This is a genomic window from Streptomyces sp. NPDC020875, assembly GCF_040641415.1.
Classification (GTDB): domain Bacteria; phylum Actinomycetota; class Actinomycetes; order Streptomycetales; family Streptomycetaceae; genus Streptomyces.
Genome location: NZ_JBFADP010000012.1, coordinates 14,725 through 30,549, shown reverse-complemented (window position 1 = coordinate 30,549; position 15,825 = coordinate 14,725). Strand labels below are relative to the sequence as shown.

The 15,825-nt window shown below is 73.4% G+C and carries 8 protein-coding genes; 5 read left to right on the top strand and 3 right to left on the bottom strand.

Translation table 11 applies throughout. From position 1 onward, the window contains the following. Positions 1 to 507: 507 nt before the first annotated feature. The 5 genes from AB0G74_RS09155 (at position 508) to AB0G74_RS09135 (ending at position 9,976) form a co-directional block, all read left to right on the top strand. Positions 508 to 2,448, top strand: coding sequence for an ABC transporter ATP-binding protein (locus AB0G74_RS09155; protein WP_361142328.1), 1,941 nt, complete (start codon positions 508 to 510; stop codon positions 2,446 to 2,448). A 95-nt stretch (positions 2,449 to 2,543) separates the two neighbouring features. Then, positions 2,544 to 4,397 (top strand): ABC transporter ATP-binding protein, encoded by a 1,854-nt coding sequence (locus AB0G74_RS09150; RefSeq protein WP_361142573.1) that lies wholly within the window; start codon positions 2,544 to 2,546, stop codon positions 4,395 to 4,397. A gap of 674 nt (positions 4,398 to 5,071) precedes the next feature. Continuing rightward, positions 5,072 to 7,105 (top strand): M4 family metallopeptidase, encoded by a 2,034-nt coding sequence (locus AB0G74_RS09145; protein WP_361142326.1) that lies wholly within the window; start codon positions 5,072 to 5,074, stop codon positions 7,103 to 7,105. Between the two features lie 100 nt (positions 7,106 to 7,205). Further along, complete coding sequence (locus AB0G74_RS09140; RefSeq protein WP_361142323.1) at positions 7,206 to 7,907, top strand: response regulator transcription factor; 702 nt, start codon at positions 7,206 to 7,208, stop codon at positions 7,905 to 7,907. 332 nt (positions 7,908 to 8,239) lie between these two features. Beyond that, positions 8,240 to 9,976: a histidine kinase gene (locus AB0G74_RS09135; RefSeq protein ID WP_361142320.1), complete on the top strand. Its 1,737-nt coding sequence runs from the start codon at positions 8,240 to 8,242 to the stop codon at positions 9,974 to 9,976. Positions 9,977 to 9,992: 16 nt separating this feature from the next. Here AB0G74_RS09135 and glgP read toward each other — a convergent pair whose 3' ends face one another. The 3 genes from glgP to AB0G74_RS09120 all read right to left on the bottom strand — a co-directional run bounded on the left by glgP (position 9,993) and on the right by AB0G74_RS09120 (position 15,789). Next, positions 9,993 to 12,605: an alpha-glucan family phosphorylase gene (gene glgP, locus AB0G74_RS09130; protein ID WP_361142317.1), complete on the bottom strand. Its 2,613-nt coding sequence runs from the start codon at positions 12,603 to 12,605 to the stop codon at positions 9,993 to 9,995. A 617-nt stretch (positions 12,606 to 13,222) separates the two neighbouring features. Beyond that, positions 13,223 to 14,521, bottom strand: coding sequence for a flavin-dependent oxidoreductase (locus AB0G74_RS09125; protein WP_361142314.1), 1,299 nt, complete (start codon positions 14,519 to 14,521; stop codon positions 13,223 to 13,225). Next, complete coding sequence (locus AB0G74_RS09120; protein ID WP_361142311.1) at positions 14,518 to 15,789, bottom strand: monodechloroaminopyrrolnitrin synthase PrnB family protein; 1,272 nt, start codon at positions 15,787 to 15,789, stop codon at positions 14,518 to 14,520. Before AB0G74_RS09120 ends, AB0G74_RS09125 begins: the two co-directional genes overlap by 4 nt. Between the last annotated feature and the right edge of the window lie 36 nt (positions 15,790 to 15,825).

Here is a 15,825-nt window from a genome sequence, read left to right as displayed (position 1 = left end):
ACATCATCCGATCGGCCGACCCCGAGGTACGACTCCGGCTCCCTGGAGCACCGCCCCTCGCCCACCCGGGCCCGCCCGGCGACCTGATCTTGTCAGCGGTCTGCGGACCGTGGCTGGCTTGTCGCGCAGTTCCCCGCGCCCCTGGTTGCCCTTCTCACCGCCCCAGCCGAGAGAACAGGTCCCTCCTACAGAGGCGGTGCTCGGGAGAGCATTTAGGGGCTCGGGGAACTGCGAGACAAGGCACGGACGGGCCGCGGACCGCCGACAACGCCCGGTCGCAGGGCGAGACCCGGGTAGTAGGCGGCAACCCGGAGGGCCAAGGCTCTGGGGGTCCCCCCAGCGCCGAAGGCATAGGGGGCGGAACTGCGAGACAAGCCACGGCCGGGCCGCAGACCGGCGACAACGGCAGGCCCCCGGGCGAACCCGGCTCAATGGGCGGCGCCCTCGTGGGCGCGGCGGGGAAAAGGAGGTGAGGAGCGTCAGGGGTGAACCGTAGGCTCGCTGCTGATGCCCATTTATCCGTCACCCCAGGAGAAGCCGCCCCCGGAGTCCGCTCCGGAGCCCAAGCGGTCCGTCGTCCGTATCCTGCTGCGGCTGTGGCCCTACGTCCGGCCGGTCCGGGTGCGGTTGTTCGCGGCGGCGGGGGTGGCGATCGTCGCCTCCTGTCTCGGGCTGGTCTTTCCGCTCGTGCTCAAGTGGATCGTCGACGGCCCCGTCTCCGACCGCGACCCCGGCGGGGTGTGGCTGGGCGCGCTGGCGCTGCTGCTGCTCGGGATCGGGGAGGCGGTGCTCTTCGGGTTCCGGCGGTGGCTGGTCGCCCGGCCGCTGGCGGGGGTCGAGGCCGCGCTGCGGGCCGATCTGTACCACCGGCTGCAGCGCGTTCCGCTCGCCTTCCACGACCGCTGGCCCTCGGGTCAGTTGCTGTCGCGCGGGACGACGGATCTGGGGCTGATCCGGATATTCCTCCAGTTCCCTCTGACGTTCCTGCTGGTCAACGGGGTGACGATCGTCGTCGGGCTGGCGATTCTGCTGGTCCAGGAGTGGACGCTCGGGCTGGTGCTGATGCTGCCGGTCGTCCCGCTGGTCGCGATCTGCTCCTTCTTCGAGGCGCGGTACTCACGGGCGTCCCGGCTCGCCCAGGACCAGGCCGGGGATCTGACGACGGTGACGGAGGAGAGCGTCCTCGGGATCCGGGTCGTCAAGGGCTTCGGCCGCCATCGCGGGCAGGAGCGGGCCTTCGCCGGGCTCGCCGGGGCGCTGCGCGGTACCGAGGTGGTCAAGGCGCGGATGGTGGCGGGGATCTGGTCGGCGGTGACCGTGATCCCGGAGCTGGCGATCGGCGCGGCCCTGGTCCTCGGTACGGTCCAGGTCGCGGACGGCGATCTGTCGGCGGGCACTCTGGTGGCGTTTCTGTCGACGGCGCTGGCGCTGCGCTGGCCGGTGGAGTCCATCGGCTTCCTGCTGGCGCTCTGCCAGGAGGCGGCGACCGCGACCGAGCGGTTCTTCGAGGTGATGGACCAGCCGGAGGAGTCCGGCACGGACCGGCCGGAGCCGGGACAGGGGCCGGGACGGGAGCGGGGTCCGGGAGCGGAATCCGAGTCGGGGAGTACGGTTCCGAGGCCGGTGCCCCAGGGTCGTACGGGGGATGACGGCGGGCTGCGGTTCGAGGGGGTCGTCTTCCGCTATCCCGACGCGCCCGACGGTTCCCGGCCCGTACTCGACGGTGTCGATCTGCATATCCGGCCCGGTGAGACGATGGCCGTCGTCGGGGCCACCGGCAGCGGGAAGACGACTTTGACGGCCCTGGTGCCGAGGCTGCACGAGACGACCGCCGGGCGGATCACCCTGGACGGTACGGACATCACGGCGCTGCCCCGGGAACGGCTGCGGACCCTGGTGTCGGTGGCGTTCGAGGAGCCGACGCTGTTCTCCGCGACGGTCTCCGAGAACGTACTGATGGGCGTCGGCGACGACGGTACGCCCGCGCCGGACGTGCTGGACCGGGCTCTCGGGATCGCCCAGGCCGATTTCGTCGAGGCGCTGCCGCAGGGTGCCGGAACCGAGGTCGGCGAGCAGGGGCTGACGCTCTCGGGCGGGCAGCGGCAGCGGTTGGCGCTGGCCAGGGCGGTGGCGGCCCGCCCCAGGTTCCTGGTGCTCGACGATCCCCTCTCCGCCCTCGACGTTCATACGGAGGCCCGGGTGGAGGCCGCTCTGCGGCACGTACTGAAGGACACCACGGCGCTCGTGGTGGCCCACCGGCCGTCGACGGTACTGCTCGCGGACCGGGTGGCGCTGCTGTCGGACGGCCGGGTCGCCGCCGTCGGTACGCATCAGGAGCTGATGCGGACCAGTGCGGAGTACGCCTGGCTGATGTCGGGTGCCGATGATCCGCCGGGGCCGCGTGACCGGTCCGATGATCTTCTGCCGGAAGGAACGACGACCTCGTGAGCCAGGCGCAGCGGCAGCCCCCGCCCCCGTCTTCCCCGCCGGTCGCACCGGCGGCCGGGGACCCGGCCGGGGCCGTGACCGAGGCCGTTACCACGATCGATCCCGAGCCCGGCACAGGCACGGAAACCAAAACCAAAACCGGCACCGGCACCGGCACCGGGGACCCGTTCGACCAGGACGATCTGCCCACTCCCCCGCACGCCACCCGGACCCTGCTGCGGTCGCTGCTCGCCCCGTACCGGCGCCGGGTCGCGGCCGTCGCCCTGCTGCTCCTGCTCCAGCAGGCCGCCGTCCAGGCCGGTCCGCTGCTGGTGGCGTACGCGATCGACCGGGGCGTTCCGGCGCTCCGCCGCGACGACTACGGGCCACTGGTCGCGGTCGCCTCGGGTTACGCGCTGGCGGCGCTCGGCGCCGGGGTGCTCCAGTACCTCTTCGTCAGTGTCATCGGCCGGCTCAGTCAGGACGTCCTGCTCGATCTGCGGCACCGGATCTTCCGGCACTCGCGGTCGCTGAGCGTCGACTTCCACGAGCGGTACACCTCGGGGCGGCTGATCTCCCGTTCGACGGCGGACGTCGAGTCCCTGCGGGAGCTGCTGGACGAGGGACTCCAGGAGCTGATCAACGTCGTCCTGGCCTTCGTCTACATCTCCGTACTGCTGCTCTGGCTCGACTTCGGGATCGGCGCGGTCGCCGTCGCCACCTTCGCCCCGCTGTTCGTACTGATCCGGGTCTACCGGCGGCGCTGTGCGGTGATCTACGGCCGGCGGTCGACGGCGATGGCGGCCGTGATCGTCCGGTTCACGGAGACCATGAACGGTATCCGTCCGGTCCGGGCGTTCCGCCGGGAGCGGGCGAACGACGAGGTGTTCCGGAAGCTGAACCAGGATCACTGCCGCAGCAACGGCGACGCGATGCTGGAGCTGGCCCTTTTCGTGCTGGGCTCCCGGCTGCTGGCCAATACGGCGATCGCGGGCATGGTGCTCTGGGGCGCCTACCGGGTCGCCGACGGCACCCTCGCGCTCGGTGTGCTGGCCGCCGCCGCCCTCTATCTGCGGCGGCTCTACGACCCGATCGACCGGCTCGGTATGTTCCTCAACTCGTACGAGTCGGCGGCGGCGTCGCTGAAGAAGATCGCCGGGCTGCTGGCGCAGCGGCCGTCGGTCCTGGAGCCGGAGCGGCCGGTGGCCCTGCCGGAGCGGGCCGAGGGCAGGCCCGGCCGTACGGTCGTCTTCGACGGGGTCCGGTTCGCCTACCGCACCGGCGGCGAGGTGCTGCCCCGGTTCGATCTGACGATCCCGGCGGGCCGGACGGTGGCCGTCGTGGGCTCGACGGGCGCGGGCAAGTCGACCCTGGCCAAGCTGCTGGCCCGGTTCTACGACCCCACGGAGGGCCGGATCCTGGTCGACGGCGTGCCCCTGGCGGACCTGGGCTCGGCCGAACTGCGGCGCGGGGTGGTGATGGTGACCCAAGAGGCGTTCCTCTTCTCCGGGACGGTCGCCGAGAACATCGCCATCGGCCGCCCGGACGCCGGCCGGGAGGATATCGAGCGGGCCGCCCGGGCCATCGGCGCCGATGACTTCATCAGGGCGCTGCCCGACGGGTACGACACCGATGTCCGTAAGCGGGGCGGCCGGATCTCCGCCGGTCAGCGCCAGTTGGTCGCCTTCGCCAGGGCGCTGCTGGCCGACCCGGCCGTACTCATCCTGGACGAGGCGACCAGTTCCCTCGACGTGCCGGGCGAGCGGGCGGTGCAGCGGGCGATGGACACCGTGCTGGCGGGCCGTACGGCCCTGGTGATCGCGCATCGGCTCTCGACGGTCGAGGGGGCGGACCGGGTCCTGGTGATGGAGGGCGGCCGGATCGTGGAGGACGGGTCGCCGGGTGAGCTGATCGCGGCGCCGGGGCGGTTCTCGGAGTTGCACCGGGCGTGGCGGGAGAGCCTGGGGTGACCCTTCGGGCGGGGTTCGGCCCGGTGCCGGGCCCCGCCGGAACGGGAATTGGCCACATCCGTACCGCCCGTGAGGGGTGGCGGGGGCGGGTAACGGCGGCGCGTCCGGTCGCCGGGACGTTCCGTACCGCCGTCGCGGACGTCCGGCCGGGGTCCGGCGGGCCCTTGCCGGACGGGCGGCGGATACCCGTACGTTGCCCACGCTTTACCCGTTCATGACAGGATGCCGGGCCCGGCCCCGGCGTCCGATGAGCGGACGAACCCCTTCGGTCAACGAACGCTTTCCGGTCAACCTTTTGACGCGCTCCTGACAGAAACCCGCCATGGCTGCGACTCTTCACCCCGGTTCGCTTTCACGGACCCGCGATTCCCGGACAGCCGCCGATGGTCAGCCACCGGCGGTCACGACGAGTCCGGTGGATCCGGCGGGCCCGCGGCACGCGGACCGGGCGCCGCGCGCCACGACGCGTCCGCCCGTACGGCTCCGCGGTACGCGCCACCCGTTCCACGCACCACGCGTTCCATCGCCTCCCGTGCCCTGCCGCCCCACCCGCCCGGCCGCACCACGCGATTGCCCGCACCACCGCACGCTCCCCGCACCGTCCGTTCCGCCGCCCACCTTCGTCCGGACGGCGTCACCCCGCCGCTCCGTACCCCCTCGCAGAAGGAGTCCGCGTGAGACCCACGCCCCGACGCACCACGGCGACCGGCGCACTGCTCGCCACCGCCGCACTGCTCGCCCTCGGCCTCCAGACCACCAGCTCCACCGCCGCGCCCGCCGGAGCCGACCGCGCCCCCGCCGCGGCCACCGCCGGAAAGGCCGACCCCGGCGCCCTGCCCAAGACCCTGTCGCCCACCCAGCGGGCCGCCCTGATCGCCGCGAGCGACGCCGGGACCGCCGCCACCGCGAAGGAACTCGGGCTCACGGCGGACGAGAAACTGCTGGTCCGCGATGTCGCCCAGGACCGGGACGGCACCACGCACACCCGCTACGAGCGCACCTACCGCGGCCTCCCCGTCCTCGGCGGCGACCTCGTCGTCTCCGAAACGCCCTCCGGCGCCACCGAGGCCGTCGCCAGGGCGTCCCGGCTCTCCGTCGGCACGGTCGCCACCACCGCCAGGACCGCCCCCGCCGCCGCCGAACGGCAGGCGCTGGCCCGGGCCGAGGCCGAGGGCGCCGAGAACGCCGACGTCACCCGCGCGCCCCGCAAGGTCGTCTGGCTCGCCCAGGGCAACCGGCCCGTCCTCGCGTACGAGACCGTCGTCGGCGGCCTCCAGCACGACGGCACCCCCAGCGAACTCCATGTCGTCACCGACGCTGGCACCGGCGCCGAGCTGTACCGGTGGCAGGCCGTCCACACCGGGACCGGCAACACCATGTACAGCGGGCAGGTCACCGTCGGCTCCGTCCAGTCCGGCGGCTCGTACCAGCTCACCGACTCCGGCCGGGGCAACCACCGCACCACCAACCTCAACCGGGGCACCAGCGGCACCGGCACCGTCTTCAGCGGCCCCGACGACATCTGGGGCAACGGCCAGCCCTCCGACCTCGAAACGGCGGGCGCGGACGCCGCCTACGGCGCCGGACTGACCTGGGACTACTTCAAGAACGTGCACGGCCGCTCCGGGATCCGCGGCGACGGCGTCGGCGCCACCTCCCGGGTCCACTACGGCAACAACTACGTCAACGCCTTCTGGCAGGACTCCTGCTTCTGCATGACGTACGGCGACGGCGCGGGCAACGCCAAGCCGCTGACCTCCATCGACGTCGCCGCCCACGAGATGACCCACGGCGTCACCTCCAACACCGCGCGGCTCGTCTACAGCGGCGAGTCCGGCGGCCTCAACGAGGCCACGTCCGACATCTTCGCCGCCGCCGTCGAGTTCCACGCGGGCAACCCCAACGATCCCGGTGACTACCTCGTCGGCGAGGAGATCGACATCCGGGGCAACGGCACCCCGCTGCGGTACATGGACCGGCCCAGCCGGGACGGCTCCTCCAAGGACGCCTGGTACTCCGGCATCGGCGGCATCGACGTCCACTACTCCTCCGGACCGGCGAACCACTGGTTCTATCTGCTCTCCGAGGGCAGCGGGCCCAAGACCGTCAACGGCGTCTCCTACGACTCCCCGACCTCCGACGGGCTGCCCGTCACCGGCATCGGCCGCGAGAAGGCCGCACTGATCTGGTACAAGGCGCTCACCACCAAGTTCACCTCCACCACCAACTACGCGGGCGCCCGCACCGGCACCCTCGCGGTCGCGACCGAGCTGTACGGCGCGACCAGCCCCGAGGTGAAGGCCGTCACCGACGCCTGGGCCGGAGTCAACGTCGGCGGCCGTCCCGGCGGCAACCCCGGCGGCCCCTCCTTCGAGAACGCCACCGATGTCGCGATCCCCGACAACGGGGTGCCCGTGGTCTCGCCCGTCACCGTCTCCGGCGTCGCGGGCAACGCGCCGACCGCGCTCCAGGTCGAGGTCGACATCATCCACACCTGGCGCGGTGACCTCGTCGTCGACCTGGTCGCCCCCGACGGCTCGGTCTACCCGCTGAAGCCGTTCAGCGGAAGCGACTCCGCGGACAACGTCCAGGAGACCTACACCGTCAACGCGTCCTCCGAGGTCGCCAACGGCGAGTGGCGGCTCCGGGTCCAGGACCGGGCCGCACAGGACACCGGCTACATCAACCGGGTCAAGCTCCAGTTCTGACCCTGCGGCGCCGGGCACCCGCCCGGCCCCCGCGGACCCGCGCCCGGGAGGATGCTCCACGCCCTCCCGGGCGCGCCCGCCGTCGGCCTAAGGTGGAGCGGTGACCACGCCCGCCGCCGCCGACACCGTCCCGCCGATCCCGCCGCCGCCCGTACGGGTGCTCGTCGCCGACGACGAGGCGATGATCCGCGCGGGCGTACGGGCCGTACTCGCCGCCGACCCCGGGATCGAGGTCGTCGCCGAGGCCGCCGACGGCCGTACCGCCGTCGCGCTCGCCCTCCGGCACCGGCCCGACGTCGCTCTCCTCGACATCCGCATGCCCGGCCTCGACGGCCTCCGCGCCGCCGAGGAACTCCGCCGGGCCGCGCCCGGTGTCGCGCTCATCGTGCTCACCACCTTCTCCGAGGACGAGTACATCGCCCGCGCCCTGGCCGCCGGGGCGAGCGGCTTCCTGCTGAAGTCCGGCGACCCCCGGGAACTCCTCACCGGCGTACGGGCGGTCGCCGAGGGCGCGGCGTTCCTCTCCCCCGCCGTCGCCCGCCGGGTCATCGACCGCTTCGACGGCGGCCGGGTCACCCGCGCCGCCGAAGCCCGCCGCCGCCTCGCGCCGCTCACGGAACGCGAATCCCAAGTCGTCGCCCTGGTCGGCGCGGGCCTCTCCAACGCGGAGATCGCGGCACGGCTCCATGTCGTCGAGGGCACGGTGAAATCCCACGTCAGCGCGGTCCTGGCGAGACTGGGCCTACGCAACCGGGTGGAGCTGGCGATCCTCGCGCACGAGGGGGACCTCGCCCGGCGGTAGCGTCGGCGGGGTTCCGCCCCGAATACCCGGGCCGCGCGCCGGGCGGCCTGATGTTGTTCGCGGCCCGCGGCACGGTGGGTGGCTGGTCTCGCAGTTCCCCGAGCCCCTGGGTTGCTCTCCTCATCGCCCTCGTAGGGAGACGGGCTCCTTTCCCAGGGGCGGCGCTGGGGAGGGCATTTAGGGGCTCGGGGAACTGCGAGACAAGCCACCCACCGGGCCGCAGGCGCGAGGGATACCCCGGCCCGGCAGGGCAGACGGCCCGGCCCGGCGCGGGAGGGCAGACGGCGCGGGCCGGGGAACCCCGGCGGGAGGCGCTCCGGCAGAGTGGGGGGATGGAACCCCGGACCCGTCGCATATCGGCCGATCTCGGCGTATGGGCGCTCGTCGCCCTGCCGCTGCTGCTCAACGGCGGGGGCGGGGGCGGGGGCGTCACCTCGGGGTGGGCGCGGACGTGGACCGAGGGGTGGGCGGGGAGCGGCTGGGCGACCGCCGCCGGGGCGGGGCTGCTGGGGGTCGCCGTCGCCTCCGGGCGCCGTCGTCCCCTCGTGCCGCTCGGTACGGCGCTCGGTCTCAGCGCCCTGTACAGCACCCAGCTGATCACACCGCAGTACAGCGTGGCGCTGGCCGTGTTCGCCTATCTGACCGGGCGGCGCGCGCACCGGGACCGGCCGGTGCTCGATCTGCTCGGCGGTGTCACGGTGCTCGGCCTGGCGGGGACGGTGGCGCTCGGGGAGCCGTTGTGGACCTGGTTCGTGCAGGTCGCGGCGTTGCTGCTGGCCGTTGTCGTGCCCTGGCTGCTGGGCCGTTACGTACGGCGGTACGCGGAGCTGGTCGGCGCGGGCTGGCGGCTGGCGGACCGGCTGGAGCGGGAGCAGCGGGCGGTCGCGGACCGGGAGCGGCTGCGGGAGCGGTCCCGGATCGCGGGCGATATGCACGATTCGCTGGGGCACGATCTGTCGTTGATCGCGCTGCGCGCGGCGGCTCTGGAGGTGGACCGGGGGCTGGGGGATCCGCAGCGCGCGGCGGCCCGGGAGCTGCGGCTGGCGGCGGCCGGTGCGACGGAGCGGCTGCGGGAGGTCGTGGGGGTGCTGCGGGGCGACGGGGAGGCCGCGCCGACGGCGCCCCGGGACGAGACGGTCCGGGCACTGGTGGAGCGGGCCCGTGATTCGGGTCTCGCGGTCCGGCTGGAGGAGGAGTACGAGGAGCACACCGGGGCGGGCGGCGGGCCGTTGCCGGAGATGACGGACCGGGCGGTGCACCGGGTGGTGCAGGAGTCGCTGACCAATGCGGCGAAGCACGCGCCGGGGGCCGAGGTCGTGGTCCGGGTGGTCCGGGCCGGAGGTTCGGTGGCGGTGACCGTCGGCAACGGCCGGGCGCCGCGCGCCGCCGGGGCGGCGGCGGGGGCGGGGGCCGTACCGGATCCGGCCGCCGTGACTTCGGGCGGTACGGGCCTGGTGGGGCTGGACGAACGCGTCCGGCTCGCGGGTGGTGTCCTCACCCACGGGCCGGTGGACGGCGGCGGTTTCACGGTGGGCGCCCGGCTGCCGGTCTCCCCCGCGTCCGGCCCCGCCGAGAACACCGGCACCGCAGAACCGACCGGACCGACCGGGCCCGCCGACGCCACCGCGCCCGCCGGTCCCGGCGACCCCGCCGGGCCGGATTCCGCCCGGGAGCTGGAGCTGGCCCGGCGCCGGGTCCGGCGGGGACTGCGGCAGGCGATCGTGGTCCCGGTGACGATCGGTACCGTACTGGCGCTGCTGATGCTCGGCTTCGAGCAGTACACCCTGATCCGGTCGACCGTGCACCGGGCCGACTTCGACGCGATCCGGGTCGGCGACCCCCGCTCCGAGGTACTGAAGCGGCTGCCGGAGCACCGGCTGCCCGGCAGGCCGGCAGGGGTCGACCCGGAACCGCCGGGCGTGGACCGGTGCGTGTACCACCGCGCGGACACCCTGACCGACACACCCGCGTACCGCTTCTGCTTCACGGCGGACCGGCTCTCCTCGAAGGCCGTCGTCACGGACGTGCCGAACGAGGAGCTGCGCTACCGGGGTACGGCTCCGGAGTAGACGGCGGCGCGGCGCGTCAGTCGTTCGCGGGCGCCCCCGAGGGCAGCCGGACGAGTCCCAGGTCCGCCGGGGCGGCGAGCAGCGGATGCGCGGGCAGCACCCGGACCGTGTAGCCGAAGGGGCCGGTACGGTCCAGGGGCAGCGCGCCCTCGTAGAGGACCCGCCCCTCCAGGTCGGGGCCGCCCGCCGGTTTCAGCGGGAACAGCCGGGCGTCGGCGATCGCGTCGTCGGGGTCGACCCGGCCCGCGACGGCCTGGACTTCCACGTCGTCCGGGGTCAGCTCGCCGAGCGCGACCCGGGCCCGCAGTGCGAGGGCCGCGCCCAGTTCGGCGGTTCCGGCGGGGGTGTGTTCGACGGTCTCCACATGGTCGACGGCGATCTTCGGCCAGCCCGCCCGGACTTTGGCCTTCCAGCCCGCCAGTTCGCCCGCCGTGGTGGCGTCCAGTGCCCGGTGGGCGCGGGCGGCGGGGGCGTAGAGCCGTTCCACGTACTCCCGGACCATCCGTCCGGCCAGCACCTTCGGACCGAGGGTGGCGAGGGTGCGGCGGACCATCTCGACCCAGCGGCCGGGGAGGCCGTCCGGGCCCCGGTCGTAGAACCGGGGGGCGACCCGGTTCTCGATCAGCTCGTAGAGCGCCGTGGCCTCCAGGTCGTCCCGCCGGTCCTCGTCGACGGCGGCGCCGTCGGCGGTGGGGATGGCCCAGCCGAAGTCGGGCTCGTACCACTCGTCCCACCAGCCGTCGAGTACGGAGAGGTTGAGGCCCCCGTTGAGCGCCGACTTCATTCCGCTGGTACCGCACGCCTCCAGGGGGCGGAGGGGGTTGTTGAGCCAGACGTCGCAGCCGGGGTAGAGCTTCTGCGCCATGCCCATGCCGTAGTCGGGGAGGAAGACGATCCGGTGCCGTACCCGGGCGTCGTCGGCGAACCGGACCAGCTCCTGCACCAGCCGCTTCCCGCCGTCGTCGGCGGGGTGCGCCTTGCCCGCGACGACGATCTGGACGGGGCGTTCGGGGTGCAGCAGCAGGGCCCGCAGCCGGTCGCGGTCCCGCAGCATCAGGGTGAGCCGTTTGTACGAGGGGACCCGGCGGGCGAAGCCGATGGTGAGGACGTCGGGGTCGAGGACGCCGTCGATCCAGCCCAGCTCCGCCGCGCCCGCGCCGCGCTGCCGCCAGGACGCCCGCAGCCGCCGCCGTACCTCGGTCACCAGCTGTTCGCGGAGTTCGCGGCGAAGCTCCCAGATCTCGGCGTCGGGGATGTCGTTGACGGCGGTCCACAGGTCGGAGCCGCCGACGGCGATCGCGTCCTCGGCGCGTCCGGTACCGATCCGGCGGGCGCCGAGCCGGAACACCTCGGGGGCGACCCAGGTGGGGGCGTGCACACCGTTGGTGACGGAGGTGATGGGCACCTCGTCGGCGTCGAAACCCGGCCAGAGCCCGGCGAACATGGACCGGCTGACGGCGCCGTGGAGGGTGGAGACACCATTGGCGCGCTGGGCGAGCCGCAGCCCCATCACGGCCATATTGAAGATCTGCGGGTCGCCGCCGGGATAGGTCTCGGTGCCCAGCCGCAGGATCCGCTCGACCGGGACACCGGGCAGGGCGCCCCGGTCGCCGAGATGCCGGGCGACCAGCTCGCGGTCGAACCGGTCGATCCCGGCGGGGACGGGGGTGTGGGTGGTGAAGACGGTGCCCGCGCGGACGGCCTCCAGGGCGGCGTCGAAACCGAGGCCGTCCTCGCCGAGTTCGCGGATCCGCTCCAGGCCGAGGAAACCGGCGTGGCCCTCGTTGGTGTGGAAGACCTCGGGCGCGGGATGGCCGGTCAGCCGGCAGTACGTCCGCACCGCGCGGACACCGCCGATACCGAGCAGCATCTCCTGGAGCAGCCGGTGCTCGCTGCCGCCGCCGTAGAGCCGGTCGGTGATGTCCCGCTCGCCGGGCCCGTTCTCCTCGACGTCGGAGTCGAGCATCAGCAGCGGCACCCGGCCGACCCGGGCGACCCGGACATGGGCGCGCAGAGACCGCCCGGCGGGCAGGGCGACGGAGATCTGCGCGGGGGTGCCGTCGTGCTCCCGCAGCAGGGTGACGGGGAGTTCGTCCGGGTCGAGTACCGGATAGTGCTCCTGCTGCCAGCCGTCCCGGGACAGGGACTGCCGGAAATAGCCGTGCCGGTAGAGCAGCCCGACCCCGATCAGCGGGGCACCCAGATCACTGGCGGCCTTCAGATGGTCGCCCGCGAGGATCCCGAGACCGCCGGAGTACTGCGGAAGGGCGGCCGTCACCCCGAACTCCGGCGAGAAGTACGCCACGGCGGCCGGGAACTCGGCGGCCCGGGGACTGGTCTGGTACCAGCGGCGGCCGTGCAGATAGTCGTCGAGATCGTCGGCGGCGGCGGTGAGCCGGCGCAGGAAGCGGCGGTCACCGGCCAGCTCCGCGAGCCGCCCGGCGGACACGGACCCGAGCAGGCGTACGGGATCACCACCGGCGGCGGGCCAGCCGTCGGGGTCGACGGCCTGGAAGAGATCACGGGTCTCGGTATGCCACGACCAGCGCAGATTGCGGGCGAGGTCGCTGAGGGGGCGGAGAGGTTCGGGCAGGACGGGACGGACGGTGAACCGACGGATGGCCTTCACGCGTCCACCTTGACAGGATCCTCCCGTTTTCCCCCGGTACACCCCGCTTCCCGCGCGCCGCGCCGTTCCTTTTTTGGAGGGGGGAAGCCGCCTCTCTCGACGGGCCTCGCGACGGGAGACCCCCAGCGCCTCGGCCCTCCTGGGCACCGCCTACTACCCGGGCCGCGCCCGGCAGCCTGATGTTGTCGGCGGTCCGCACCACCGTCGTGGCTGGTCGCGCAGTTCCCCGCGCCCCTGGTTGCTCCTTCTGACCGCCCTCGGAAAGAGGCGGGCCCTCTTCCCAAGGGTGGGTGCCACTTTTCAGGGGCGGTGCTCGGGAGAGCATTTAGGGGCGCGGGGAACTGCGCGAACGGCCACAGACGGCGTGCAGTCGGCAATGACGGGTGGGACCCCCCACAGACTCCGGGGTAAAGCGGTCAGCCGGAGAGCCAAGGCGCTGGGGGTCCCCCCAGCGCCGAAGGCATAGGGGGCGGAACTGCGCGAACGGCCACAGACGGCGCGCAGTCGGCAATATCGCGTGGACCCCCCACAGGCTCCGGGGTGTGGCGGTCACCCGGGGCCCCGCTACCGACGGCGGGGCGACGCGCGGCCCAAAAAGAGTCGCGGCGCCGTCGAGGCTAGGGCAGGGACGGGGGGCGGCCCGGGGTGTAGGGGGAGCCGCGGTTGACCGTGGGCGGGGCGAACGCGCCCTGCGCCTCGTAGCGGGCCGTGATCCGCGCCCGTTCCTCCGGCGGGATGACCGCGTCGATGTCCGTGAAGCCATCCGGCGCCCGTTCGTGGGCGAGGTTGATGACGATCTCGGGGCCCATGCTCCGGTTGGCCCGCTGGAGTTCCGTCATGGCGGGGCGGCGTTCGGCCTCGTAGGCGGCGAGGGCTTCCGCGGGGTCGCGGTGGACGGAGAGGGCGCGGGCCAGGGCGCGGGCGTCCACGACGGACTGGGTCGCGCCGTTGGAGCCCGCCGGGTACATCGCGTGGGCGGCGTCGCCGACGAGGGTCGTCCGGCCGTGGGACCAGCGGTCGAGCGGTTCCCGGTCCACCATCGGGTACTCGTACGCCTGCTCCGCCGCGGCCACCACGCGTTCGACGCTGACGCCGTCGAACTCCCAGCCCGCGAAGTGCCGGGCGCACCGCTCGGCGGGGATCCGCCGGTTCCAGTCGCCGCGGTAGGCGCCGGGCGGTCCGGCGCCGTCGTCGCCGGGGACGGCGAGGGCCCAGTTCATGAGGACGGTGCCGTTCGAGGGGTCGGGTTCGGCGAGCGGGTAGACGACGGCCTTCTGCCGGTCGTCCCCGGCGATGAACATGAAGGTCCCGGCGTCTTTCGCGGGGACCCGGGAGACTCCGCGCCAGATGACGAGGCCGTTCCACGGGGGTTCGCCCTCGTCGGGGTTGAGCCCGGCGCGGACGGCGGAGCGGATGCCGTCGGCGCCGATGAGGACGTCGGGTTCGAGGGAGCCGCTGCCCCGGTGGACCCCGTCGCGGTGCTGGATCCGTACTCTCGGGCGGCCGTGCGGCTGCTGTTCGATTCCGGCGACCCGGACTCCGGGCACGACGGCCTCGGGGCCGAGCCGTTCGCGGACCGCGTCCGCGAGGGCGACCTGGAGGGCGCCCCGGCCGATGGAGAGCTGGGGCCAGCGGTATCCGGCGGCGATGCCCCGGGGGTCGCTGGAGATCAGTCCGCCGCCCCGGTGGTAGTAGCGGAGTTCGCGGGTGGGCAGGCCGTGCCGGGACAGCGCGTCGAGGAGGCCGAGTTCGTCGAGTTCGCGGACCGCGTTCGGCAGGATGTTGAGCCCCGCCCCGACCGGGCGGATCTCGCGGGCGGCCTCGACGACCGTGACCTTGGTGAATCCGGCGCGGTGGAGCGCGAGGGCCGTCGTCAGACCGGCGATCCCGCCTCCGGCGATCATGAAGTGGGTCATCGGCCCCTCACCCTCTCCCCGGCCTCTCCGTTCTCCTCACGCTCAGCGCTCTCAGCGCCGTCGGTACTCTCCGCGCTCCGCGCGCACCGCACGCCACCGCCACAGCCGTCACCACTCCCCGTTCCGTCCATGTCCTGATCAGCCCGGCCTTCGACCCGGGCCGGTTCGACGGCGCGGCGGACGAAGGTCTCGTTGTCGCGGGTCAGATCGAGCACCGAGCGCAGTAGTTCGATGGGCGCCCCGCCGCTGCCCGCGTCGTACAGCCTTACGTCCTCCGCGTACGCCTTGCGCGCCACGGTGATGTGGCGGGCCCGGAAAGCCTTGAGGATACGCAGCACCCGTACGAGTGAGTAACCGGAGCGCATCAGATGGTCGGCGGGGCCCCGGCCGTCGGCCGCCTCCCAGCAGACGGCGGCGGAGAACTTGGAGACGGCGGAGACCCCGTCGCGGTGGTCGGCGTAGTGGGCCCGCCACGCCGGGAGGGTGTAGCGGACGGACTCGGTGAGGAACTCGTCGTAGGAGCCGGCGCCCCGGTCGCACTGCCAGAGCGACATGTCGACGAGCCAGAGGGGGACCTGGGCGGCGGCGGGGCCGAGGTAGTCGACGCCGTCGACGTCGATCTCCTCGAAGTAGGGGCGGATGTCGGTGGCGAAGACGACCGGCGGGACGTGGGTGATGGTGTAGTCGATGGAGTCGACCATCGACGACACGTCCTCGGCTATCCGGTCGAGCACGGCGGCGAAGGCGGGGTCGTACGGTTCGATCCGCGCCAGGTCGGCGCAGTGGCCGAGGGCGGAGACCAGTCCGGGTATCACCATCCGGACGGCGTCCTGGAGGCGGAGTTCGGCCTGGGAGCCGGTATAGCTGCGGACCCGTTCGCCGGGCGGGTTCCAGGTCGTGTAGTGGTGCACGGTGTCCCGGGGGATCATCGCGGTCAGCCGGCCGAGCCGTTCCAGTACCGGGAGTACGGCCGGTACGGCGGCGACCGGCTGGACGCCGTGGCGTTTCAGCGAGCCCAGCGGTATGCCCAGGTCGCGCATGGCGGCGAGGGCGTCGGTGACGCCGTAGCGGGCGACGTCCTCGGGTTCGGGGACCAGCGCCCGCAGGGTGGCGGTGAGCGCCGGGACGTCGGCCGCCGCGTTCATCGCGGGTATCCGGGCGAGCGGCCCGTCGGCGTGCAGTGGATCGGCCGTCTGGATCTCGGCGATCCGGAAGTACGGCTCGGTACGTGGTGCGAGACCGGGTACGACGAGGTCGTGCAAGGTCATCGGAGGCCCCCCTCGGACACATCGATGAAAGGAAGA

Coding starts and splice junctions, on each gene's coding strand:
- AB0G74_RS09125 (WP_361142314.1), bottom strand. CDS start 14,521: ATGACCCACTTCATGATCGCCGGAGGCGGGATCGCCGGTCTGACGACG.
- AB0G74_RS09155 (WP_361142328.1), top strand. CDS start 508: ATGCCCATTTATCCGTCACCCCAGGAGAAGCCGCCCCCGGAGTCCGCT.
- AB0G74_RS09135 (WP_361142320.1), top strand. CDS start 8,240: ATGGAACCCCGGACCCGTCGCATATCGGCCGATCTCGGCGTATGGGCG.
- AB0G74_RS09120 (WP_361142311.1), bottom strand. CDS start 15,789: ATGACCTTGCACGACCTCGTCGTACCCGGTCTCGCACCACGTACCGAG.